This is a genomic window from Plantibacter cousiniae (nom. nud.), assembly GCF_977070315.1.
On the sequence record NZ_CDRVEU010000004.1, the window covers coordinates 1 to 23,257 of the forward strand.

At 59.9% G+C, this 23,257-nt stretch carries 21 protein-coding genes; 16 read left to right on the forward strand and 5 right to left on the reverse strand.

Features of this window, described 5'->3' with window-relative positions:
* The coding region (gene rhtA / locus ACW55A_RS09975; protein WP_499140269.1) for a threonine/homoserine exporter RhtA at nt 1-1,136 on the forward strand (1,136 nt) is incomplete at its 5' end.
* Nucleotides 1,137-1,191: 55 nt separating this feature from the next.
* Nucleotides 1,192-1,617 carry a hypothetical protein gene (locus ACW55A_RS09980; RefSeq protein ID WP_498811315.1) on the forward strand — a complete coding sequence of 142 codons (426 nt, stop codon included), beginning with the start codon at nt 1,192-1,194 and terminating at the stop codon, nt 1,615-1,617.
* A 24-nt stretch (nt 1,618-1,641) separates the two neighbouring features.
* Here the strand turns inward: ACW55A_RS09980 and ACW55A_RS09985 are convergent, their stop codons facing one another.
* Both ACW55A_RS09985 and ACW55A_RS09990 read right to left on the reverse strand, forming a co-directional pair.
* On the reverse strand, nt 1,642-3,450 hold the full coding sequence (locus ACW55A_RS09985) for a M24 family metallopeptidase (protein ID WP_498811314.1): 1,809 nt from the start codon (nt 3,448-3,450) through the stop codon (nt 1,642-1,644).
* 57 nt (nt 3,451-3,507) lie between these two features.
* Complete coding sequence (locus tag ACW55A_RS09990) at nt 3,508-4,701, reverse strand: cysteine desulfurase family protein (RefSeq protein WP_455808105.1); 1,194 nt, start codon at nt 4,699-4,701, stop codon at nt 3,508-3,510.
* Between the two features lie 666 nt (nt 4,702-5,367).
* On the opposite strand from ACW55A_RS09990, the gene ACW55A_RS09995 reads away from it, so the two are divergent.
* The 13 genes from ACW55A_RS09995 (at nt 5,368) to ssuE (ending at nt 20,386) form a co-directional block, all read left to right on the forward strand.
* Nucleotides 5,368-6,483 carry a DegT/DnrJ/EryC1/StrS family aminotransferase gene (locus ACW55A_RS09995; protein WP_122266625.1) on the forward strand — a complete coding sequence of 372 codons (1,116 nt, stop codon included), beginning with the start codon at nt 5,368-5,370 and terminating at the stop codon, nt 6,481-6,483.
* Between the two features lie 5 nt (nt 6,484-6,488).
* Nucleotides 6,489-8,003 (forward strand): lipopolysaccharide biosynthesis protein, encoded by a 1,515-nt coding sequence (locus ACW55A_RS10000; protein WP_455808106.1) that lies wholly within the window; start codon nt 6,489-6,491, stop codon nt 8,001-8,003.
* A gap of 3 nt (nt 8,004-8,006) precedes the next feature.
* On the forward strand, nt 8,007-8,942 hold the full coding sequence (locus ACW55A_RS10005) for a glycosyltransferase family 2 protein (protein ID WP_072366948.1): 936 nt from the start codon (nt 8,007-8,009) through the stop codon (nt 8,940-8,942).
* The gene (locus ACW55A_RS10010) at nt 8,932-9,384 is read left to right on the forward strand and encodes a low molecular weight protein-tyrosine-phosphatase (protein ID WP_455808107.1); all 453 of its coding nucleotides are present in this window, start codon (nt 8,932-8,934) and stop codon (nt 9,382-9,384) included. Before ACW55A_RS10005 ends, ACW55A_RS10010 begins: the two co-directional genes overlap by 11 nt.
* Nucleotides 9,385-9,393: 9 nt before the next feature.
* Nucleotides 9,394-11,592: a polysaccharide biosynthesis tyrosine autokinase gene (locus ACW55A_RS10015; RefSeq protein ID WP_498811313.1), complete on the forward strand. Its 2,199-nt coding sequence runs from the start codon at nt 9,394-9,396 to the stop codon at nt 11,590-11,592.
* Between the two features lie 52 nt (nt 11,593-11,644).
* A complete protein-coding gene (gene rfaH / locus ACW55A_RS10020) occupies nt 11,645-12,157 on the forward strand; it encodes a transcription/translation regulatory transformer protein RfaH (protein ID WP_054081640.1) in 513 nt (170 codons plus the stop codon).
* Between the two features lie 84 nt (nt 12,158-12,241).
* Entirely contained in the window at nt 12,242-13,252 is a 1,011-nt protein-coding gene (locus ACW55A_RS10025) for a glycosyltransferase (protein ID WP_498811312.1), read from the forward strand.
* On the forward strand, nt 13,249-14,454 hold the full coding sequence (locus ACW55A_RS10030; protein ID WP_455808109.1) for a glycosyltransferase family 4 protein: 1,206 nt from the start codon (nt 13,249-13,251) through the stop codon (nt 14,452-14,454). The genes ACW55A_RS10025 and ACW55A_RS10030 overlap by 4 nt, the downstream gene beginning before the upstream one ends.
* A 90-nt stretch (nt 14,455-14,544) precedes the next feature.
* On the forward strand, nt 14,545-15,660 hold the full coding sequence (locus ACW55A_RS10035; protein WP_455808110.1) for a glycosyltransferase family 4 protein: 1,116 nt from the start codon (nt 14,545-14,547) through the stop codon (nt 15,658-15,660).
* Between the two features lie 73 nt (nt 15,661-15,733).
* On the forward strand, nt 15,734-16,963 hold the full coding sequence (locus ACW55A_RS10040) for a glycosyltransferase family 4 protein (protein ID WP_498811311.1): 1,230 nt from the start codon (nt 15,734-15,736) through the stop codon (nt 16,961-16,963).
* A gap of 13 nt (nt 16,964-16,976) precedes the next feature.
* Nucleotides 16,977-18,386 (forward strand): undecaprenyl-phosphate glucose phosphotransferase, encoded by a 1,410-nt coding sequence (locus tag ACW55A_RS10045; protein WP_498811310.1) that lies wholly within the window; start codon nt 16,977-16,979, stop codon nt 18,384-18,386.
* 80 nt (nt 18,387-18,466) lie between these two features.
* The gene (locus tag ACW55A_RS10050) at nt 18,467-19,555 is read left to right on the forward strand and encodes a polysaccharide biosynthesis/export family protein (protein WP_058397921.1); all 1,089 of its coding nucleotides are present in this window, start codon (nt 18,467-18,469) and stop codon (nt 19,553-19,555) included.
* Between the two features lie 249 nt (nt 19,556-19,804).
* On the forward strand, nt 19,805-20,386 hold the full coding sequence (ssuE, locus tag ACW55A_RS10055) for an NADPH-dependent FMN reductase (protein WP_003436439.1): 582 nt from the start codon (nt 19,805-19,807) through the stop codon (nt 20,384-20,386).
* A 21-nt stretch (nt 20,387-20,407) separates the two neighbouring features.
* Here ssuE and ACW55A_RS10060 read toward each other — a convergent pair whose 3' ends face one another.
* The 3 genes from ACW55A_RS10060 to ACW55A_RS10070 all read right to left on the reverse strand — a co-directional run bounded on the left by ACW55A_RS10060 (nt 20,408) and on the right by ACW55A_RS10070 (nt 22,400).
* The gene (locus tag ACW55A_RS10060; RefSeq protein WP_054081635.1) at nt 20,408-21,016 is read right to left on the reverse strand and encodes a LysE family translocator; all 609 of its coding nucleotides are present in this window, start codon (nt 21,014-21,016) and stop codon (nt 20,408-20,410) included.
* Between the two features lie 124 nt (nt 21,017-21,140).
* Entirely contained in the window at nt 21,141-21,422 is a 282-nt protein-coding gene (locus tag ACW55A_RS10065) for a hypothetical protein (RefSeq protein WP_003436437.1), read from the reverse strand.
* 87 nt (nt 21,423-21,509) lie between these two features.
* Nucleotides 21,510-22,400, reverse strand: coding sequence for a LysR family transcriptional regulator (locus ACW55A_RS10070; RefSeq protein WP_003436436.1), 891 nt, complete (start codon nt 22,398-22,400; stop codon nt 21,510-21,512).
* Between the two features lie 129 nt (nt 22,401-22,529).
* Here ACW55A_RS10070 and ACW55A_RS10075 point away from each other — a divergent pair, with 129 nt between their 5' ends.
* A complete protein-coding gene (locus ACW55A_RS10075) occupies nt 22,530-23,231 on the forward strand; it encodes a CoA transferase subunit A (protein WP_003391701.1) in 702 nt (233 codons plus the stop codon).
* The last annotated feature ends 26 nt before the right edge of the window (nt 23,232-23,257 follow it).

A 23,257-nucleotide genomic window follows, 5' to 3' on the forward strand; every position in this document is an offset into this window, starting at 1 on the left:
CTCCAAAACCTTGCAAACTATTGATCTACAAGGCTTTTTCGTTTCCGTCTGCGCCGGAAGTGGGGCGAATTATAGACACCTCACAGAGGGCGTCAACCGTTAATTTCAAAATCGCCGAAATTGACCATTTCGCGATTACCTATATAGAAGAGCACGCGCGCCTTGCGCAATATATTGCCCAATGTTTGATTATTCCGCATCATGCATCATTTCCTTTGCCCGGATCACACCCAGGATGTACATCTGAAATGTCTGAGAAATCCCGCAACATAGCCTCTGCCCTGTTCCCTCTGGGGCTGCTGATGATCGCCATGATCTCCATTCAAAGCGGCGCATCGCTGGCAAAGAGTCTTTTCCCTGTCGTGGGCGCGCAAGGCACCACGACCCTGAGACTGGTATTTGCCAGCCTTATTCTGGTTGCCGTCCTGCGACCGTGGCGGGCGAATCTGACAGCTAAGTCGTTACGCACCGTCGTGATCTACGGCATTGCGCTGGGTTGCATGAACCTTCTCTTCTATATGTCGTTGCAGACAGTGCCCCTGGGGATTGCAGTAGCGCTGGAATTCACCGGTCCGCTGGCTGTGGCTTTGCTGTCTTCCCGCAAGCCCATTGATTTTCTCTGGGTGACTCTGGCAGTCATCGGCCTACTGTTGTTGATCCCGCTGGGGACCTCAGCTGCCGCAATTGATCTGCTCGGTGCCGGCTATGCTTTGGGCGCAGGCGTGTGCTGGGCCGCATACATCGTGTTCGGTCACAAGGCCGGCGCCGACAATGGTGTGCAGACAGCAGCGCTTGGCGTTGTGATTGCCGCGCTGTTCATAGGGCCAATAGGCGTGATACACGCAGGCTCTGCGTTACTGGATATTTCACTGATACCCGCAGCATTGGGTGTCGCCATCCTCTCGACCGCCCTTCCCTATAGCCTGGAGATGATTGCCCTGACGCGGATGTCAGCGCGTACATTCGGCACGCTGGCAAGCCTGGAACCCGTCTTCGCCGCGCTTTCAGGCCTGGTGTTTCTCCATGAAAGCCTTTCACTGACTCAATGGCTGGCGATCGGCGCAATCATCTTCGCGTCCATCGGCGCGACCCTTGGCTCTGCAAACAGCAAACCTCAATTGGTACCGGCCGACTGAACTTACCACGCATCAAGAAGCCATATGGCACTAGCATTTGTTACGCGCATGCGCCATGTTTGTACCTGACCGATTTATCTTCGGTGGCTATGCGTTACAGTTCAAAAGACTCATGGTCCAGTCAATCGGATGGATCGCGATCAGCAATGGCCCGCTAAGGAAAGGAATGAAATACATTTTTGTCGTATTGGCCATCTTGGCTGTGGCAGGTTGTGCAGCCACGTCCAAACCCGTCACGCAAAGCAAGCGAGGCATCCACATCAACTGCTCAGGCCTCACCTCGTCCTGGGCAAAATGCTACGAACTGGCTACCAACTCCTGCGCGTCGAGAACATTCAAGGTGATCGCGAAGTCCGGCGATGCCACCGAGGAGCCCGAAGACTATCCGTTCGGCCTGAACCCGGCGGGTTACACCAGCCGCAGCATGATCATCGTCTGCAGGAAAGCTGCACCACTGGCTGAACCGTTACCGCAGGACTGAGCCTGCGGCAACGCGAAAGCTTGATCAGACAGGAATCGTCCGGGCCTGCAGCCACAGCAGCGCAGTGCCCTGCAGCAACGGGCTCAAGCGCGTCAGAACCTGCACATGATAGTCATTCAGCCAAGTGCGTTCTTCTGCGTTCAACATCGACACCTCAAGGCAACGGGTGTCGATCGGGCACAGGGTCAGCGTTTCGAAGCGCAGAAACTCGCCGAACTCGGTTTTACCGGCTTCCTGGTTGATCACCAGGTTTTCGATACGCACTCCCCAGCGCCCAGGCCGGTAAGTACCCGGCTCGATGGACGTGATCATGCCCGGCAGCATGGCCGTCTGCGGCGTTGCAGGTGCCTGATAGGCAATGACCTGCGGCCCCTCGTGCACATTCAGGAAATACCCCACACCGTGCCCGGTGCCGTGGCCGTAATTGACACCCTCACTCCAGATAGGCGCTCGGGCAATTGCGTCCAGCAGCGGCGACTGAATACCCTTGGGAAAGTGCGCACGCGATAGCGCGATCACACCCTTGAGCACGCGTGTACAGTCCTGTTTCTGTTCAGCGCTCGGTGTTCCGATCGCCACCATGCGCGTGATGTCGGTGGTGCCACCAAGGTACTGTCCGCCCGAATCGATCAGCAGCAAACCGTCGCCTTCTATCCGCGCATGCTCCGCCTCGGTCGCGCGGTAATGCGGCATCGCGCCATTGGCGTTGAATCCCGCAATGGTGGCAAAGCTGGGCGAGACATAACCCGGACGTCGCTCGCGTGCCTGAGTGAGCTTTTCATCAATGGTCAGTTCGCTGACAGGCTCTCGCCCCAGCGCACTGTCCAGCCAGGCGAAGAACTCGCAGAGCGCGGCGCCGTCCTGCTCCATGGCCTGACGGATGTGGGCCGTATCGATCTCGGTTTTTTGCGATTTCAGCAACGTGCTGGGGTTGAGCCCTTCAACCAGCGTGACCTCGCTGTCCAGGTAATCGAGCAGCCCGCAGGTAACCCGCGCCGGATCGACCAGCAGTCGCGCGTCCTTAGGCAGTTCGCGCAAGGCGGCGCCAATCTGCGTGTATTCCATAAGGTTGATACCGTCGCGCTCCAGGCGCGCACGTACCGAGTCCGGTACTTTCTTCGAGTCCACGAACAGCGTGACGCTTTGCGGACCGATCAAGGCAAATGCGATGAACACCGGATTGTAGGAAACGTCTGCGCCACGCAGATTGAACAGCCAGGCGATGTCGTCCAGTGTGGCGATGAAATGCCAGTCAGCTTTTCGCTCGACGATGATCTGACGAACCCGCGCGAGTTTTTCGTTACGGTCCAGTGACGCCTGGGGAGGCAAATGCTCGTAAATCGGGTGAGACGGCAACGCGGGGCGGTCCTGCCACAGCTCGGTGAGCAGGTCGATATCGGTTCGCAGCCGCGCACTACGTTCGTAGAGCTTGCTTGCCAATGTCCGCGAAGAGGCAACGGCCAGAACCGCCCCATCAACGGCAACCACGCTCTCTGCCTTGGCTTCATCTGCCAGCCATTCGAGCGGGCCTTGCTGGCCGGGCATCAGCTTCACCAATTCGATGCCGCTGCCAGCCAGCTCCTTGGTGGCCTGTTCCCAATAGCGGCTGTCAGCCCATATGCCGGCGAAATCCTGGGTGATGATCAGCGTACCGACCGAGCCGTGAAAACCCGACAGCCACTGGCGCCCCTGCCAATAGCCGGGCAGGTATTCGGAGAGGTGCGGATCCGCTGACGGCACCAGATAGGCATCGATGCGCTCCCTGCTCATCAAGGCGCGGGTTTGCGCCAAACGTTCTGCCACGTCTGAACTGGCATTGGATTGCGTACTCATTGACTCTCCTGCTGACCCGGAAATTGACTGCTTTCACCGGTTCAGATAATGGAGCACTCATCGAGCCTGAGCAACCGCCCAGAACGCTGGCTGAATCAGAGAGGCGCGAATCGAGTCAGCCGCGCGCGCTATGTCCTGCTCGCGAGTGAAGCGCCCCAGACTCAGGCGTATTGTCTGGCTGGCGGCCTGCGGGCTCAGCCCAAGGGCCAGCAGGACATGCGACGGCAGGTTTTTCGCCGAGTTGCAGGCGGAAGTGGACGAAAAGGCGAGGCTCTCACCCAGCGCGGCGACGTCCAGATCGTTATGAGTGAACGTAAAACTGAGTGTGTGGGCAATCCGCTGTGTGGGACTGCCGTTGATACACACCCCGGGAATCCCGGCCAGACGCTTACAAAGAAGATCGCTCAACCGCTGTATTTCAACCACCTCGCCTTCGAGCACCTCTGCCGCCAAGGCAAAGGCCGCGCCCATTCCGGCAATCTGATGCGTTGCCAGTGTCCCCGAGCGTAAGCCACATTCGTGCCCTCCCCCATGTATCTGGGCGAGAACACGCTGCTGCGCACGCGGACCGACGTACAAAGCGCCGATGCCCTTGGGCCCGTAGATTTTGTGTGCCGAGAGCGACATCAAATCTACCGCGAGCTGGCTGAGGTCGATTGGCAGCTTGCCAGCGCCCTGTGCAGCGTCGACATGCAACAGCGCCCCGTGCCTCCGTACGCGTCTGCCGATTTCGGCGATGTCGTTAACGGTACCCAGTTCGTTATTGACCAGCATCAGCGAGACCAGAAATGTATCGTCACGCAAGGCTGCACTGACGGCATCGGCACTGATCAGGCCCTCGCTGTCCGGCGCCAGCCAGGTGACCTCGACGCCCTCCTGCTCAAGTTGACGGGCGGTGTCGAGGGTAGCCTTGTGCTCGATCAGGCTGGTGATGATATGACCGGGTTTGCCTCCGGCGACGGCTGCCTGGCGCTTGGCACGCTCCTGAGCCACCCCCTTGAGTGCCAGATTGCTGGACTCGGTCGCGCCGGAAGTCCAGATGATCTGCGAGGCTTGCGCACCCACCAGATGCGCAACCTGCTCACGGGCAAGCTCCACTGCAAGGCGGGCCTTCTGGCCGAACGAATGGGAGCTGGAGGCCGGATTGCCGAAGTTGCCTGACACCCCCAGGCAATCGACCATCACTCTGATAACGCGCTCGTCCACAGGGGTGGTGGCGGCGTAATCGAAATACAGCACTGGCTCGTTCATGCGCGCTCCTCGTTCACAGACCATGAAGAGGATCATGCACGAAATCAAATAGAACTAAAAATTATCAATTAATATTTATATAGACAAAAATAGAATATAAAGAAATTGGCCATCGTAAAGTCTGTTGATCTCTGCACGCCCGACTGAGGCGGCAGTCTGTGTCATTAAATACACATCGAAAGATGATATTTTTTTGACAGTCTTATAAATCAATACTTTAGATTCTCCAATCTACCATTTATCAAAAATCTAACAGAAACCTGACGAAATAATTTGACAGATACCCTGCCGCCACCGATATATAGGACCGTCAGGCACACTCCGGTTTTACGCACATGCCGCAGAGCATAGCGTCGGAATAATCAGCCGAAGTTGACTGCTGTCCCGTCTCACCCTGCCAGTTATTTCCACGGCGCTTATCCGGCGCTGGCGGATGCCTGTTGACTCTCCATTCCTTTTTTAAATGCTGAATGCGTTCGGTGTGGCGGTAGCGTTGCCTGTTGCAATGCGACCCACTCGACGCTTATGCGTTGATGCTCGGTAAACGGCTCCCTGACTGGATCGACCGATTCGGCGGTAGCGTGCCCGGCAATCAACGTACGTCTGCAACGGATGCCCGGTCACCCGCTTGGCAACGCACTGATTCATAGAAACATGGAGGCTTCGATGATTAACGTGACCAAGACGTACCTGGGTGATATCGACCAGTTCAAACGCTATGTCGAAGGCATCTACGCACGTGGCTGGCTGACCAATCACGGGCCGCTGGCCAGGGAGCTGACGGACCGACTCAAGGACTACCTGGGCGTCAGGCACATTATTCTGACCAACAACGGCACCCTGGCCCTGCAAGTGGCCTATCGGGCGCTGGGGCTGAGCGGCAGCGCAGTGACTACGCCATTCAGTTTTGTCGCGACCAGCAGCTCGCTGCAATGGGAAGGCATTCGGCCCATCTTTGCCGACATTGATGCGCACACCTGGAACATCTCGCCCAACCACATCGAAAACAGCATTACCGAAGACACCACGGCGATCGTCGCCACCCACGTGTTCGGCAATCCTTGCGACGTGCAAGCCATCGAGCAAATAGCCCGCAAGCACAAGCTCAAGGTCGTCTATGACGGCGCACACGCATTCGCCGTGCGTCACGCAGGCCAGTCGGTGCTCAATCACGGCGACATCAGCACCTTGAGCTTCCATGCCACCAAGCTGTTTCACACCATTGAAGGTGGCGCGATCATCACCAACGATGACGAGCTGGCCAGACAAGCCCATCTGATGTGCAACTTCGGCATTTCCGGCGTCGACCGGATCGATGGCCTCGGCATAAACGCCAAGCTCAATGAGTTCTCCGCCGCCATGGGGCTGTGCATTCTCGACAACATCGGCAACATTCTCGAAGCGCGCGCGGAGATAGCCGACCACTACACTTCGTCGCTGCAAGATTATCTGGATCTGCAGACACCCCAGGCCGATAGCCAGCTGAATCACAGCTATTACCCCGTGGCCCTGCGCGACGAGCAACAATTGCTGGGCGTGCGCACGGCACTCAACCAGCACAAGATCAACCCTCGCCGCTACTTCTACCCGTCGCTGGACACCCTTGAATACCTGCAGCCGCAACCCGGCCAGCCAGTCTCCAGAGCGTTGAGCGAGCGAGTGCTGTGCCTGCCGATCTATCCCGGTCTGCTGAGAAGCGAGCAGGACCTGGTCATCCGCACCCTGATCGAAGCCTGCAGCGAGACTGACTATCGGGCTTGCACCGTTGCACAGGTCTGCTGACGATCATGCCAGGCAAACATTCCCTCATTCGTAACACCCTCCTGAATTACGGCGGGCAGGCTTACGTGCTGCTGGTCGGGATTCTGATCATGCCGTTCTATCTGGGCCACCTGGGTGCCGAAGCGTACGGCCTGATCGGTTTTTTCACCCTGCTGCAGGCCTGGCTGCAATTGCTGGATGCCGGCCTGTCGCCCAGCCTGGTGCGTGCGGTGGCGCATGCGCGAGACACTCCAGCACGTAAACAACACCTGGGCCGTCTGCTGCGCTCGTTCGAACTGATCTTTCTGCCGATGACCATGTTCAGCGCCCTGCTTGTCGGTGTCCTCAGCCCCTGGATCGCCGCGCACTGGTTGAACGCAAACACGCTACAACCCGACACGCTGACCCATTGCATCACCTTGATGGGCATCATCATTGCCCTGCGCCTGTATTCGACGCTGTACAAAAGCGCGATTCAGGGTCTTGAACAACATGCCTGGCTCAACGCCGCCAATGTGTCGATCGCGACGTTGCGCTACTTCGGTGGCCTGGTGCTGGTCAGTCAGTTTTCCCGGGACCCACGGGACTTCTTTGAATTTCAACTGGCGGTGGGGCTGGTCGAAACCCTGCTGTTTGCCGGCAAGGCACGTGGGCAAATGCCTGCGCCGCATTGGCTGACCGGTCTGGACTGGCCATTGATCAAGCCGATCCTGCCGTTCGCCGCCAGCCTGTCGCTGAGTGCTGTGCTGTGGATCGTGCTGACTCAGGTGGACAAGGCTCTTTTGTCGAATCTGCTGCCGCTGGACCAGTACGGCTATTTCTCATTGGTGGCGTTGATCACTACCGGCATCGTGATGCTGACCAACCCGCTGGTCCAGACGCTGCTGCCGCGCCTGACCGTGTTGATGGCCGAAGGGCGATGCGACGATATGCACGCCCTGTTTCTGGCCGCCAATCGCCTCGCCTGTACCTTTTTATTCCCGCTGGCTGCGGTCATTGCCCTGTATGCAGAGCCGTTGATCCTCGCCTGGACCGGCGATCCGGTTGCCGCGCGCTGGAGTCGCCCGGTGCTGGGCTGGTACGCGCTGGGCAGCGCCATCATGGCCGCCAGTGCCTTTCAGTTCTATTTGCAATACGCCTATGGCCGGATGCATTTGCACCTGTGGTACAGCCTGATATCGACGCTGGTCAGCGTGCCGGTGATGGTTCTGGCGATCCATTACCAGGGCGTGTACGGCGCGGCGTTGGCGTGGTTTTTTCTGCGGGCGACGTCCTTCGCGATATGGCCAGTCATCGTGCATCGACACCTGGCCCCCGGTCTTCATCGCCAGTGGTTGAGCGACATTCTGCGGATCAGCGCGATGAGCGCTGCAGGCCTGGTGGTCAGCGCCCCCGTCTTCAATCTGATTGCCGGTGAAAGCCGAATCAGCGTGCTTCTGGCACTCGCGCTCAGCGGGCTTGTCACCCTGACACTGGTGGCGACGAGTCACCGGCCGCTGGCATCGAAACTCTATGTTCTGTTCAGTAAACCGAGTACTTGAGCCATGGACGACACTGTAAAGAATACCGACGAAACCTGCCTGGCGCCGCCGCTGCTGAGCATCGTATGCCCCGCCTACAATCAAGAGGGCTTCATCGCTCAGACGCTGGACGGGCTTTTGGCACAGCAGACCGATTTCAGGTACGAAATCCTGATCAACGACGACGCCTCCACCGACGGCACCGCGCGCATCATTGCGCACTACGCCGAGCGGCATCCGACGATCATTCGGGCCTTCTATCAGCAGGTCAATCAGTACAGTCAGGGCAGCGCGTGCGTCCCGGGCCTGTTTGGCGAAGCACGCGGTCGCTACATCGCCTACTGCGAAGCCGATGACTACTGGACCGATTCGCAAAAACTGCAGCTGCAAGTGGACTTTCTCGAAGCTCATCCGGATTACGTCATCACTTATCACGACGCGTTCGTCTTCGATGAGCACGGGCAGTATGGCGTGCAGTTGCAAGGTCATCTGCGCGCCGATGCCTCGGCGCTGGAGTTGCAAAAAGCGAGACGCCTCTCGACCCTGACTGTCTGTTTTCGCAATGTGTTCAGCCAGATGCCGCCCGAATTGAGCCTGTGCAGCGCACCGTTGAACGATATGTGCTGGTGGTCGTTGCTGGGGGCCTACGGCAAGGGCAAGTTCATGGCCGGGATCAAGCCGGCCGCCTATCGCATGCACCCTGGCGGGGTGTTCTCGATGCGCAGTGACAAACGCAAGTTGCACATGAACCTGCAGACCTGCTCAAGCCTGGCCAACTATTACAACCGCCTAGGCAATCAGCCGCTGTACCAGTATTTCCTGATGCAGACGGTGTGCCTGTCGCTGGCCGCACTCGCCCCCCGCCACAAGCTGCAGACGGTGTGGAAGGTGGCAGGCAACGTGATCGGCAATCTGCGCAGGCGCCTGTTGCCGGACACTGGCAACGCTCATGTTCAGTAGTGTGCTGGTGTTGTGCGTCGGCAACGTTTGCCGCAGCCCGATGGCGGTCGCGATGCTGCATGAACGCCTGAAGGCCATGCAGGTGCGTATCCAGTCGGCAGGCATCGCTGCGCTATCGGGTTCGTCGATCGACCCGACGGCACATGCGGTGCTGCAGTCGCACCGGGTGCAGCCTCGGCGGCATGCCGCTCGCCAGGTGAATCGCGAGCTGCTGCGCGAGGCCGACCTGATCCTGCTGATGGAGCAGGCGCATTTTTCCAACGTCCTCGAACTGGCCCCCGAAGTGCGCGGCAAAGCGTTTCTGATCGGTAAATGGCAGGACCCGCTCGACATCACCGACCCTTATCGGCGGCCCGCGTCAGCCTTCGAACAGACCTACGCGCAGCTCTCACGCTGCATCGACGACTGGCTTCCCCATTTTCAGTCAGGAGCAACAGGATAAATGACCGTCATGAACCATCCTTCCCTGAATTTCCAAGCGGACTCCCGGATTGATCTGGCAACGGTCCTGCGGATGCTGTTCGATCACAAAACCCTGATTCTGTGGACCGTCGGCCTGTTTTTTCTGCTCGGCCTGGGCTACGCCATTCTGGCCACGCCGGTGTATCAGGCCACCGCCATGATTCAGATAGAACCCCGAAAAATCGGCATCGAGGGTACGCCGGAAGTCAGTGCCAAGCCACTGTCGGTGTCGCAGGCGACCACCGAGATCGAGTTGATCAAGTCCCGCGCGCTGCTGGGCAAGGTCGTCGACGATCTGAAGCTCAATAGGCTCCAGACACCTGACTTGTTTCCTGTGATCGGTCCTTATCTGTATCGCACCTTCAAGCCCGCACGCGACGGTGAACTGGCGCAGCCTTTATTCGGCCTGACCCAATATGCGTGGGGCGGCGAAAAAATAGAGGTGTTCCAACTGGAAGTGCCAGAGCACCTGCTGGGTGAAAAACTCACCCTGACCGCAGGCAAACCCGGCCAGTTTTCGCTCTACGATAGCGAACGCCATCTGCTGCTCGGCGGGGCGATCAATCGCGTGGTCGAAGGCCACGGAATAAAGATTCAGGTCGCTACGTTGCAGGCCCGGCCCGGTACCGATTTCACTGTCTCCAGACAGCGCACACTCAGCACCGCGCTGATCTATCAGAACCGCCTGAAGATCGCCGAGGCCGGCAGGGATTCGGGGATCATCTACCTGTCGATCGAGGACCAGAATGCGCAACGGGCCAACCGGATTCTTGATGAAGTCAGCCATCTGTATGTACGCCAGAACGTCGAGCGCAGTTCTGCCGAAGCCGCCCAGCGACTGCAGTTTTTGCGCTCGCAGTTACCCGCCGTACGCAAGCAGCTCGAAGAATCGGAAACCGCACTGAATACCTTCCAGACCAGCGCCCGGTCGGTGGACCTGAGTATCGAAACCAAGGGGGTGCTTGACCAAGTGGTCAGTCTCGACTCAATGCTGTCGGAACTGAAACTCAAACGCGTCGAACTGGAACGGCTGTATACCCGCGAGCACCCGACCTATCGCAGCCTGATGAGCCAGATGAACCAGCTGGAACAACAGCGCCAGGGCCTGCTGAAAAAAATCGACGCGCTGCCCATGACCCAGCAGGAGTTGTTGCGCCTGACCCGTGATATGCAGGTCATCAGCCAGACCTACACACTGATGCTCAACAAAAGCCAGGAGCAGGACATTCTGCGCGCCGGCAACATCGGCAACGTCCGGGTCATCGATAACGCCGACACCAATGTCGAAAGACCCGTCAAACCGATGAAAACACTGATCGTGCTGATTGCCACGCTGCTCGGCGCGCTGGTCGCGATGACCATGGTTTTCGTGCGCCAGGCGTTCTATCGCGGCATCGAAAGCGCCGAGATCATTGAAAATCTGGGCATGCCGGTCTACGCGTCGCTGCCGCACTCGCGCCAACAGGAGCATCTGGACAAGCGCGACCATGCCGGCCAGGAGTCGAAGTTGCTGAGCATTGCCGCGCCCGCCGAGCTGGCGATCGAGTCATTGCGCAGCCTGCGCACAAGCCTGCACTTCGCCATGCTTGAAGCGCGCAACAACGTGCTGATGATCTCCAGCCCGACACCGGGTGCCGGCAAGTCTTTTGTGTCGAGCAATCTGGCAACCATCATTGCCCAGACCGGCAAACGGGTCCTGCTGATCGATGCCGACATGCGCAAAGGCTACCTGCATCGCCTCTTCGGTCTGCAACCCAAACACGGGCTGTCCGACACACTGGCGGCGCGTCTGCGCTGTACCGAGGTCATCAACAGCACCCGTGTCCGGCATCTGGATTTCATCTCCTGTGGTTTCGCCGCGCCCAACCCCTCGGAGCTGCTGATGCATGACAACTTCCACAAGATGCTTGCCGAACTGTCGCCGCTGTATGACCTGATTCTGATCGACACCCCGCCCATCCTGGCCGTGACCGATGCGACGCTGGTGGGCCGTCAGGCGGGCACTTGCCTGCTGGTGGCGCGCTTTGGCATGACCACCGTCCAGGAAATCGAAGCCAGCAAACGCCGTCTGGGTCAGAACGGAATTCTGATCAAGGGCGCCATTTTCAACGCGGTGGTGCGCAAGGCCACGACCTCCGACTACGACTGCGCCGCCTACGGCTACAACTACCACCCCGCGCCCCGATAGCCGGGGCGCTGCTTGCCGCTGACCGAGCTGTTTCATTTAAAAGGAATTAACCATGTCCCACTCCGACCAGGATGTCCGCTGGTACCTGATCCAGACCAAACCACGGCAGGAAGCCCGTGCCGAAGAACATTTGCGGCGTCAGCAGTTCGAGTGCTATCGACCGTTACAGGCCGATGCAAAAAAACCCGGCACCAGGGTTCAGGCCGGCGAGGCCTTGTTCCCCGGTTATCTGTTCATTCACATGGATCAGGTGCAGGACAACTGGTACCCGATTCGCTCCACCCGCGGCGTCTCGCGCATCGTGACTTTCGGTGGTCATCCGGTCCCGGTTCGGGATCATCTGATCGAGCAGATCCGCCAACGACTCGCCACACCCGCGCCGAAAACACAGTTTACCCAGGGGGACGCGGTGCTGATCACCCATGCCAGCTGGGGTGAAGTCGAGGCCATCTTTCTGAGTGAAGATGGCGCGCAGCGCGCGGTGATCCTGCTCAATATGCTGCAACGTCAGCAAAAAGTGGTGTTGCCGATCAGCAGCCTGTCGCGAATCGAGGCGAGCGCCTAGCGCTCGAACCCGCCGCAACCTGCCGTACGACGTGTACTGAAAGCATGCGTCGCACGCCTGTTTCACCAGCCTCGGAATCGCACCATGCCGCGCCAGACCACCCTGGTGACGCTCACCTATGGTGACCGTTTCAGCTATTTGCACACCCTGATCAGCCGCTCGCTGGAAAGCCCGCTGATCGGCCGCGTGATCGTTGTCAGCAATGCTTCCACCGCGCCACTGCAAGCGCTGTGCGATGAGTGGCCCGATCGGGTTCAGGTGATCTGGCTGCCGCACAACACCGGCTCGGCCAATGGCTACTCGGTGGGCATTAACGCCGCGCTGCAAACCGGAGACGACTGCATCTGGCTGATGGACGACGATAACGCACCGACCGCGCATGCCATCGAGGCATTGCATCGATCCTTGCGTGAACGGCAACTCATCGACGGCCAGGACAACTGCGCGGTGCTCGGCTTTCGCCCCACGCATCAAGCCGACATCGCCGCAGGTGTGCCGCTGCAATATGCGATCCAGCGGCGCTCAAGCTTCTTCGGCTTCCACATCGCACAGTTGCCGTACAAGATCTGGCGACGCCTGCCGTGGGGAAAGCCCGATGCGACCCGGCTGATGCCGGAACACGTGCAACTGCCTTTTGCCACTTACGGCGGGCTGCTTGCCCATCGCAGCCTTTACCAAAAGATCGGCCTGCCGCTGGATGCTCTCAAGCTGTACAGCGATGACAGCGATGACAGCGAATACACCTGGCGCATCACCGACGGTGGCGGAAAGCTGTTTCTGGTGCCCGATGCGCGGCTGGACGATCTGGAAGACTCCTGGAACATCAAGGCACGTACCCGCAATGTCTATGAAAGCTACCTGCTGGGCGGATCGGATCTGCGCGCCTACTACGCAGCGCGCAATCAGGCCTGGTTCGACAAACATGTCTGGGCGGCCTCCCCAATCAGCTATCGGCTCAATCGCTGGGTTTTTCTCTGCCTGCTGAACCTGTATGCCTGGCGCTGTGGCGCAGCGCAGCGTCTGGACCTGCTCAACGACGCCATTCGCGAGGGCGAAGCCGGCAGGCTGGGCCTGAACAGGGCCTACCCGCTATGAAAATCCTTTTCATCAACAGCCTCTACGCGCCCGATATCGGCGGCGGCGCAGAAATCATTCTGCAACGCACCGTCGAGGGCTTGCAGCAGCGCGGGCACAGCGTCGCGGTTTTGGCCACCACTGACCGACCTGGCTTGCAACTGGCGGAGGTCAACCGGGTCAAGGTCTATCGAGCCGGCCTGCTTAACCGTTACTGGCACTTCATCGCCCAGCGTCCGGGCCGTCTGGCGCGCTTTGCCTGGCACTGGCGCGATCGCTACAACGCAGGCATGCGTGAGTACGTGGAGCGCGTGATGGAGCTGGAGCAGCCAGAACTGGTGGTGTGCCATAACCTGACGGGCTGGTCGGTCTCGGCATGGGACCAGATCACCCAGGCCAATTGCCCGATCGTGCAGGTGCTGCATGATTTCTACCTGCTGTGCCCGGCAAGCACGATGTTCAGAAAGGGCAAAAGCTGTCGGCGCCGCTGCACGACGTGCACACGGTTGCGCAGCCAGCATGCACACCAGTCGGAACAGGTCAGCGCGGTGGTCGGTGTCAGCCGCTTCATGCTCGACACGCTGCGGGAGCAGGATTATTTCAAGCATGCCAGAGGCTATGTGGTGCATAACGCCAGCCCGTTTACGCCAGCGCTTCGCGAGCAGCCCAAGGCACTTGTCAATGACGCACCGTTGCGTTTCGGTTACCTGGGCACCCTGTCGACCAACAAGGGGCTGGAGTGGCTGATCGAGCAGTTCCAGCGCCTGCCGTTCAAAGCCACCCTGCAGATTGCCGGGCGCGGACAGTCGACTGACGAAAAGCGCTTCAAAGCCATGGTCACGTCCCCCGACATCAGTTTCGTCGGTTTTCAGAGACCCGAGAACTTCTATCGCCAGATCGATGTGGCGATTGTGCCTTCCCTGTGGAATGAGCCGTTCGGCATGGTCGCGGTCGAGGCATGCGCGCACTCGCTGCCGGTCATCGCCAGCCGCATGGGCGGGCTCACGGAAATCATTCAGGAACCGCTCAACGGCTTGCTGTGTAGCCCCGATGATCCTGACTCACTGGGGCTGGCGATGCTCAGGCTGCATCAGCAGCCCGAACTGCTGGCACGCCTTGGCAGCCAGGCACGCAGCAGCGTCGCGTCGTTGATGAATCTGGACCTGATGCTGGACCAGTACGAAAGTATCTTCGCCCAAACCTTGCAGGACCGCAGTACGTAGCACGGCGAACGGGCGCAATCGCCCCATTTGACGACATCACGGACACGGTGTGGCACCCATCAGCTCACCTTCATCAGCAGGACGCTCAAGATGATTTTCATCAATGCACGGTTTCTTACCCAGGACATCAGTGGTGTACAGCGCTACGCAGAGCAGATGTGCCGAGCGCTGAAGCGACTGCGCGACGATCTGCTATTCGTTGCCCCGCACAACATCAGACGGCATGACTGCGCCAGCGCATTGGAGGCGCACTGCATCGGGCGCTCCACCGGGCATGCGTGGGAGCAGATCGACCTGCCGCTGTACCTGAAACGTCGGGGCAGTCCGCTGTTGATCTCGATCAGCAACACCGGGCCCATGCTGTATGGCAACCAGATTGCGACCCACCACGACATCAACTATGTGCGCTACCCGCAAAGTTACACCCGGCTGTTCCGGCTGGCCTATCGGACCATCACCCCGATCCTGCTGTCGCGCGCCAAAACGCTGATCACCGGCAGCCACTTCTCGCGCAAAGAAATATCCTCGTTCTATGGCTACGCAGAAGACAAGGTGCTCGTCGTACCGGCTGCGGTCAGCGACGATTTCATCCCGGGGTCGACCGCTGTAGGTCAGCCGAACTACCTGCTGGCCGTATCCTCACCGGCCGTGCACAAGAATTTCAGGCGGATGATTCAGGCCTTTCTCAGCCTGCGTGGCCACACGGATCTGCAACTGCACATTGTCGGCGCAGCCAGCGCGCTGTTCGCCGACCCGAACCTGCAGCACCTCGCCTGCCGTGACCCGCGCATCCGTTTTCTGGGGCGCCTCAGTGATGCCGAATTGATCGAGCAATATCAGGGCGCGACCGCGTTCGTGTTCCCTTCGCTTTACGAGGGCTTCGGCATCCCGCCGCTCGAAGCCCAGGCCTGCGGCTGCCCGGTGCTGGCGGCCAATGCCGCATCGATCCCCGAGGTTCTGCAAGGCAGTGCGCTGTATTTCGACCCGCTGGACGTCAGCCACATGGCCGCAGCCATGCAGCGCATTCTGCTGGATGCGCCGTTGCGCAACGCGCTGCGTGTACAAGGCTTGCAAAACGTGCAGCGCTTTTCCTGGGAGCTTTCCGCGCAGCGCCTTTCCCAGCGCATCGACACGTTGCTGGCGTCCGAACCCGCGCAGCAAAGCAGACTGGACGTCACCGCCGAATCGTCCACCGGCAAACCCTGACTCCACAACAGCAACGCCAGGATGCGCGCCGTCGCGTCCGCAGTAGCGCGGGCCATTACAGCAAGGAACGCCCATGAAAATCGCTATCGTCCACGACTGGCTGGTGAGTTACGCCGGTGCCGAGCGCGTGCTTGCATCACTGTTCAACGTCTGGCCCGCTGCGGACCTGTTTGCCGTCATCGACTTCCTCAGCGATCAGGACCGCGCGCACCTGCACGGCAAGGCCGCCAGAACGACGTTCATCCAGAAGCTGCCCGGCGCCCGCAAACACTATGCGCGCTACCTGCCGCTGATGCCGCTGGCCATCGAGCAACTGGATCTGTCCGGTTATGACCTGATCATCAGCAGCAGCCACGCAGTGGCCAAGGGCGTGCTGTGCGGCCCGGACCAATTGCACATCAGTTATGTGCACTCGCCGATCCGCTATGCCTGGGACTTGCAGCACCAGTACCTTCAGGAGTCAGGGATGAACAAGGGCATCAAGGGTGGTCTGGCACGTCTGATCCTGCATTACATTCGCCTGTGGGACCAGCGCACGTCGACCGGTGTGGATGCCTTCATCGCCAATTCCGGGTTTATCGGTGCGCGCATCAGCAAGGCCTATCGACGCGACTCCACCGTCATCTACCCGCCCGTGGACACGCTCGGCTTCACTGCCCAAGGCGCGCGCGGGGACTTCTACTTCTGCGCCTCACGGATGGTGCCTTACAAACGCATGCCGATGATCGTCGAAGCCTTCGCCGCGATGCCTGACAAACGCCTGATCATGATCGGCGACGGACCGGACCTGGCCAAGGCGCAGGCCATTGCCAGCCAGGTGAGCAACGTGACGCTGCTGGGTTTTCAGCCAGGTAACGTGCTGCTCGAGCACATGCGCAGCGCCAAAGCGTTTGTCTTTGCCGCCGAGGAGGACTTCGGCATCAGCCCGGTCGAGGCCCAGGCCTGCGGCACGCCGGTCATCGCCTTCGCCAAGGGCGGCGTCATGGAGACCGTGCACGGCCTGGATCACCCGCAACCGACCGGCGTGTTCTACCGACAGCAAATGGTCGCATCACTGATCGCCGCCATCGGCGAATTCGAAGCGGCGCAATCACGCATCTCTTCCGAGGCCTGCCGGGCCAATGCCGAGCGGTTTTCGGTCGCGCGCTTCGAGCAGGAGATCAAGGCCTTCGTCGAGGACCGTCTGACCGTCTCAAGCGGGATCCATCTGGCGCGCCTGCCTCAGTCGCCATGGGTCGCCCAGGCATCGTCCGGCCTGGGCAGCGAACTGCCGGGCCGTGTTCTCTCCCTGAAAACCGTCTGAGCGAGCCCTTCCCATGCGTACTTCAGTCCGCGGCATTCTGCGTGCCCACCAGTCAGCGCTTTCACTCGCCCATCGCTTGCTGGACCTGACCGTCATCGTGCTGATCGGTTACTGGCAAACCGGGCTGACGGTCACCGACAGCACAGAGGCCTGGTCGCACATTTTCCTCGCGGTGCTGGTCTTTCACTGGGTCAGCGAGTACCACCAGTTGTATGGCTCATGGCGCGGCGAGCGCATTCTGCGCGAGCTGACCAAGGTCTTCAGTTACTGGGCGATGACCTTCATCACCCTGCTGTCGCTGAACAGCCTGCTGCTCAACCAGACGCAATTGCCCGATAACGGCCAGATGAGGTGGTTTGCGCTGGCACTCGCCGTGCTGTGCGGCTACCGGCTGCTGATTCGTCTAGCCCTGCACACGTTGCGTCGGCGTGGCTTCAACACGCGTCGGGTGGCGATCGTCGGCACCGGGCAGGTCGGCGAGCGGCTGGCCCGGTCCATCGCCCTGGCGCCCTGGATGGGCCTGATCCTGCTGGGCTTTTACGACACGCACCCGCAGCGGATGAATCTGCAGGCGCACAAGCGCCGCCCGCCCGTACTGGGTGATCTGCAGCAGTTGATCGACGATGCCCGCGCAGGCCGGATCGACAAGGTGTACATCACCCTCGCCTTCAGCGCCGAACCGCAACTGCGCGAGTTGATTACCGGCCTGAGCGACACCACCGCCTCGGTGTACCTGATTCCGGATGTGTTCATGTTCGACCTGCTGCATGCGCGCAGTGAAAGCATCAACGGCCTGGCCAGCATCAGCATTTTCGACTCGCCCATGGACGGTGCCTGGAGCCTGGCCAAACGTGCCGAAGACATCGTGCTGTCGAGCCTGATTCTGTTGCTGATCGCTGTGCCGCTGCTGACCATCGCGGCAGCCATCAAGCTCACCTCGACCGGCCCGGTGCTGTTCCGCCAGCGCCGCTACGGGCTGGACGGCCGCTCGATCATGGTCTGGAAATTTCGCAGCATGCGCGTCCAGGAGAACACCGACGGGGTGCTTCAGGCGACGCGCAACGACGCGCGGGTAACGCCGCTGGGCCGTTTTTTGCGACGCACGTCGCTGGATGAACTGCCGCAGTTCTTCAATGTGCTGCACGGCGACATGTCCATCGTCGGCCCTCGCCCCCATGCCATTGCCCACAACGAGCAGTACCGCGGGCAGGTCAGCGGCTACATGTTGCGCCACAAGGTCAAGCCCGGCATCACCGGCTGGGCGCAGATCAACGGCTGGCGCGGCGAAACTGACACGCTGGACAAGATGCGCATGCGCGTCGAATTCGACCTGGACTACATCGAGCACTGGTCGATCTGGCTGGACCTGAAAATCATTCTGCTGACGCTGCTCAAGGGGTTCGTCAACAAGAACGCCTTCTGATGCCGGCGCTGCCCCGAGCACACACCTAACACCCTCGGTACGCAACAAGAACGGAGCAATCCAATGAAAGGAAAAACGTCATGAATCAAAGCGTTACTGCGTTACTGCTGGTCAGTCTGGCGCTGCAAGGCTGTGCATTCGCGCCGGGGCAACATATGACGCCGGATGACGTCACCCTCGACAAACCTGACGAGCCCCGGGCACAGTTGATCGAGGTCACCCCGAAAACCCTGCAGCAACAGCAACTGCGCGCCACCGCAGAGGCCAAGGCCCTGCCGCAGGCGCTGCTGGACTACAGAACTCCGGAATACGTGATCGGTGCTGGCGATACCTTGCTGGTCACCGTGTTCGAACACCCCGAACTGACCGCGCCGGGCTCACAGGACCAACTGGATGCCAACACCCGGGAAGTGCTCAACGACGGCACGCTCTACTTCCCCTATGTAGGCAGAATCCGCGCGAGTGGCAGAACGGTCAGCGAGGTTCGTGAGCAGTTGCGCATGGGCTTGGCGCCGCAATACACCGAGGTCAAGGTCGACGTCAAAGTGCTGCGCTACAACAGCCAGCGAATACTATTGTCCGGTTCTTTCAAGGTCCCCGGCCCGCAACCGATTACCAATATTCCGTTGAGCCTGGTGCAGGCGGTGAGTGTCGCCGGCGTCGACCTGACCGACGCCAACCTGGCCGGGCTGACCCTGCGCCGGGAGGGCAAGGATTACCTGATCGACATCGACTCGCTGAACCGCCGGGACTCGCAACTGAGCCGGATCTTCCTCAAGGACGGCGATTACCTGCACCTGAACAGCAACTCGCGAAACAAGATCTACGTGCTGGGCGAGGTCCGTAACCCTCAGGTGATCTCGTTCGGCACCACCCGCCTGACCCTGCTCGAAGCGCTGGGAAACTCCGGCGGCCTCAGCCCGGACAGCGCAGACGGCGATGCGGTGTACGTCATACGCGGTGCGGAAAACTTTGCCCAGGCGCCTTCCACCGTCTACCACCTCAATGCGAAAAAGCCCACTGCCTACCTGCTGGCGGGGCAGTTCGAGCTCAAGGCGCAGGATGTGGTGTTCGTCGGCCCTGCCGATATCACCCGCTGGAGCCGCTTCATCAGCCAGTTGCTCGGCTCGGCCAGTGTGATACAGACCGGTGCGGCCTTTCGCAACTGACCCGGACGGCCGTTCACCCATCTCCCTGCACGCGGTTGTGCAGGGATTTTTTTGCCTGTCACACCGCGTCAGACTGTTGCCAGAGCAACAGCTGTTCAACAGTTGACGGCTTTTGCATCAGCGCGGCGAACTCTCTCCCCCTGCATGCAACACACGCAGACCCAATAGCTGCGGGCCATAGCCAGCCACACAAAGAGGCTGGCACATAAGCTGCTTTGCAGGTTTACGCTTATCGCAAGGACATCCCACATGCGCGTCGTTTCACTTTCAGGCAGCCCCTCCCCAAAATCCCGTTCCGGCGTTGTGCTGGCCCACGCCAGCCGCTGGCTGCAGAGCCACGGCGTTGAAGTCACCACATTGCGCATACGCGACTTCAATGCAGAGGACCTGCTTTTCGCCCGTTTCGACAGCCCGCAGGTGCTGGAATTGATCGAAGCGGTCAGCCAGGCCGATGGCCTGCTGATCGGTACGCCGGTGTACAAGGCGTCATTTTCCGGCGCACTGAAAACCCTGCTCGACGTGCTGCCCGAGCGCGCGCTGCATGGCAAAGTGGTCTTGCCGCTGGCCACCGGCGGCAGTATCGCGCACATGCTGGCCGTGGATTACGCGCTCAAACCGGTGCTGTCGGCGCTCAAGTCGCAGGAAGTGCTGCACGGCATCTTCGCCATCGATACCCAGGTCAGCTACGACGACAACGAACAAGGCGGTACGCTGGACGAAGTTCTCACCGAGCGCCTGCATGAAGGGCTGGAACATTTCCACCACGGCCTGCAACGCCGCTTGCAGGCGCGTCACAAGCAGGCTGGCGGGCATTTGCAACTGGCGTTGTAGATCCGCGGAATAGCCTCGGCATCAATGCTCGATAAACAGCGGATACAACGAGGCCACCAACAGCGCTGCCATCACGCCATTGAAAATACGTAACCCGAGCGGATCGCGCAGAACGTTGCGCAGCAAACTGCCAAAGCCTGCCCAGACGCCCACGCTGGGCAGGTTGATCAGCGCAAACACTGCCGAAATCACCAGCACATTGTAGAAGTAGCCCTGCATGGGGGTGTAGGTGCTGATCGCGCCGATCGCCATGATCCAGGCCTTGGGATTGACCCATTGAAAGAGCGCGGCGCTCATGAAACTCAGCGGCTTGCCCTGGCTGTCGACGTTATCGGAGGCCGGTCCCGACGTGGCGATTTTCCAGGCCAGGTACAGAAGGTAGGCAGCGCCCACGTAGCGCAGGATGGTGTAGAGAACCGGCCAGGCCTTGAATACACTGCCCAGACCGAAGCCGACGGCCAGCACCAGAACGAAAAAACCGACACTGATACCCAGCATGTGCGGCAGGGTGCGACTGAAACCGAAATTCACGCCCGAGGCCAGCAGCATCATGTTGTTGGGGCCGGGAGTAATGGAGGTGACGAACGCGAAGAGCGTGAACGCCAGAAGCAAATCGAAAGAGAGAAACATGCTGCCTGTCCGGATCAGTGAGTCAGGTACTCACCCTATCGAAGGCGGTGCAGGAAACACACGGACAGTTGAAGGCCAATTAAAGCAGTACAGTTTTTACGTAAAACCCTTTTCAGGCAGACTGTTAACCTTGTGGCTGCTGCCCCATGACCCCCAGGTCAACGCTGGTTTCGCCTTTTTCATCGAAGTCCCGCGCCTGCTGGATCTGCGGATCCGCCATCAATTGCGCCTTGCGTGCCTGATACTCATCAAATGACAGGCCGCGACGGTTGAGATCTTCAAGGGCCAGTTGATGGCTTTCTTCAGCACTGAACGCGCGCTGCTCGACAGCGTGGTGAGTGGAGCAGCCGGAAACCAGCGCAACAGTGAATGTCAGGACAAGCGCAAGGGCAAGCATACGGTTCATCAGGGGCCTCCGGTCGGCTTCATTTCAGGAATGAAGCAAGGTTACGCCTGCCCCTGACGCAGCAAAAATCATCCGCCGTGATAGTCGCTATCGACTGTTGCGAGCATTCTCGATCAACACCTCGCGCAACGCCTGAGCCGCCGCTGAAAGCTTGTGATCGGCGAGCATCATCAGCCCGATGCGCCGCTCGATCAGCGGCTCCACCAGCGCTACGCAGCAGGCCCCCAGTTCCTGCATCTGCCCGATGCACAGTGACGGCACCGCGCTGACGCCCAGACCATTGGCAACCATGCGCCCGATGGTCGACAACTGATGACTCTCGAACGCGACCGCCAGCTTGCCGTGGCGCGGCTCGATAGCCTGCTCCAGCAGCAAACGCACCGCCGACGGGCGTTGCAGGGCGATGAAGTCTTCACGCAGCAGTTCTTCCCAGGTGACCTCACACCGCTCGGACAGCGACGACTCCCGTGGCACCACGGCGACGAAGCGATCCATATAGAACGGGGTGAACGACAGGGCACTGTTCGACTCGGGCTCAAAGCCGATACCCAGTTCGACACGGCGATGGCGGACCATTTCCAGCACTTGCTCATTGATCACGTCATGCACCGCCACATTGACGCGCGGGTAGCGCCCGCGAAACACCTTCAAGGCCGCTGGCAGCAGGTTGCCGGCAAACGACGGCATGGCGGCCACCGATACCCGGCCCGTTTGCAGGGTAAAACGCTGACGCAGCAGTTCTTCGGTGTTGTCCCAGTCGGCCAGCAACTGGCGCGCCAGCGGCAACAGGGTTTCGCCTTCGGGCGTCAGACCGACGTTGCGCGTGGTGCGCGTCAACAGCTGTCCGCCAAGGTCCTCCTCGAGGCTCTTGATCGTCAGGCTCAAGGCCGGCTGCGACACGTTGAGTCGCTCGCCGGCCTGAGCGAAGCTCAGGTACTGCGCGACGGCCAGAAAAGCGCGAAGCTGCTTGACGTTCATATATTTGCTTTTCTTATGAATTGATCAGAAAAACAAAATTAACAAATCAGTCCTGCCGAGAGAAGATGCAGATCACCCGATCCTCCGGCAGTGCGACTGTCGGTAAACAACTACAAAAGGCGGATCATCATGGCTGGACTCGATAAACGAGTAGCGACCTACGAAGAAGCTCTTGCCGGGCTGACCGACGACATGACGGTACTCTGCGGCGGCTTCGGCCTGTGCGGCATTCCGGAAAACCTGATCGCGCAGATCAAGCGCATGGGCATCAAGGGCCTGACCGTGGTTTCCAACAACTGCGGCGTTGACGGCTTCGGACTCGGCATCCTGCTGGAAGACCGGCAGATCCGCAAAATGATTTCGTCCTACGTCGGCGAGAATGCCTTGTTCGAAAAACAGCTGCTCAGCGGCGAGCTGGAAGTCGAACTCACGCCACAAGGCACCCTGGCGGAAAAACTGCGTGCCGGTGGCGCGGGCATTCCGGCGTTCTATACCGCAACCGGTTACGGAACGCCGGTCGCCGAAGGCAAGGAAACCCGCCAGTTCAACGGCCGCAACGTGATTCTGGAAGAGGCCATTACCGGTGACTTCGCCCTGATCAAGGGCTGGAAAGCCGACCACTTCGGCAATGTCATCTATCGTCATACCGCACAGAACTTCAACCCGGTGGTGGCCACCGCCGGACGAATCACCGTGGTCGAGGTCGAGGAAATCGTCGAGCCAGGCGTGCTGCTGCCGACCCAGATCCACACCCCCGGCATCTACGTCGACCGGGTCATTCAGGGCACTTTCGAAAAACGCATCGAACAGCGCACCGTCAGAAAATCCTGATAGCGCAGCCTTGGCCGTACAACAAT

Coding starts and splice junctions, on each gene's coding strand:
- ACW55A_RS09980 (WP_498811315.1), top strand. CDS start 1,192: ATGTTTGTACCTGACCGATTTATCTTCGGTGGCTATGCGTTACAGTTC.
- ACW55A_RS09985 (WP_498811314.1), bottom strand. CDS start 3,450: ATGAGTACGCAATCCAATGCCAGTTCAGACGTGGCAGAACGTTTGGCG.
- ACW55A_RS09990 (WP_455808105.1), bottom strand. CDS start 4,701: ATGAACGAGCCAGTGCTGTATTTCGATTACGCCGCCACCACCCCTGTG.
- ACW55A_RS09995 (WP_122266625.1), top strand. CDS start 5,368: ATGATTAACGTGACCAAGACGTACCTGGGTGATATCGACCAGTTCAAA.
- ACW55A_RS10000 (WP_455808106.1), top strand. CDS start 6,489: ATGCCAGGCAAACATTCCCTCATTCGTAACACCCTCCTGAATTACGGC.
- ACW55A_RS10005 (WP_072366948.1), top strand. CDS start 8,007: ATGGACGACACTGTAAAGAATACCGACGAAACCTGCCTGGCGCCGCCG.
- ACW55A_RS10010 (WP_455808107.1), top strand. CDS start 8,932: ATGTTCAGTAGTGTGCTGGTGTTGTGCGTCGGCAACGTTTGCCGCAGC.
- ACW55A_RS10015 (WP_498811313.1), top strand. CDS start 9,394: ATGAACCATCCTTCCCTGAATTTCCAAGCGGACTCCCGGATTGATCTG.
- rfaH (WP_054081640.1), top strand. CDS start 11,645: ATGTCCCACTCCGACCAGGATGTCCGCTGGTACCTGATCCAGACCAAA.
- ACW55A_RS10025 (WP_498811312.1), top strand. CDS start 12,242: ATGCCGCGCCAGACCACCCTGGTGACGCTCACCTATGGTGACCGTTTC.
- ACW55A_RS10030 (WP_455808109.1), top strand. CDS start 13,249: ATGAAAATCCTTTTCATCAACAGCCTCTACGCGCCCGATATCGGCGGC.
- ACW55A_RS10035 (WP_455808110.1), top strand. CDS start 14,545: ATGATTTTCATCAATGCACGGTTTCTTACCCAGGACATCAGTGGTGTA.
- ACW55A_RS10040 (WP_498811311.1), top strand. CDS start 15,734: ATGAAAATCGCTATCGTCCACGACTGGCTGGTGAGTTACGCCGGTGCC.
- ACW55A_RS10045 (WP_498811310.1), top strand. CDS start 16,977: ATGCGTACTTCAGTCCGCGGCATTCTGCGTGCCCACCAGTCAGCGCTT.
- ACW55A_RS10050 (WP_058397921.1), top strand. CDS start 18,467: ATGAATCAAAGCGTTACTGCGTTACTGCTGGTCAGTCTGGCGCTGCAA.
- ssuE (WP_003436439.1), top strand. CDS start 19,805: ATGCGCGTCGTTTCACTTTCAGGCAGCCCCTCCCCAAAATCCCGTTCC.
- ACW55A_RS10060 (WP_054081635.1), bottom strand. CDS start 21,016: ATGTTTCTCTCTTTCGATTTGCTTCTGGCGTTCACGCTCTTCGCGTTC.
- ACW55A_RS10065 (WP_003436437.1), bottom strand. CDS start 21,422: ATGAACCGTATGCTTGCCCTTGCGCTTGTCCTGACATTCACTGTTGCG.
- ACW55A_RS10070 (WP_003436436.1), bottom strand. CDS start 22,400: ATGAACGTCAAGCAGCTTCGCGCTTTTCTGGCCGTCGCGCAGTACCTG.
- ACW55A_RS10075 (WP_003391701.1), top strand. CDS start 22,530: ATGGCTGGACTCGATAAACGAGTAGCGACCTACGAAGAAGCTCTTGCC.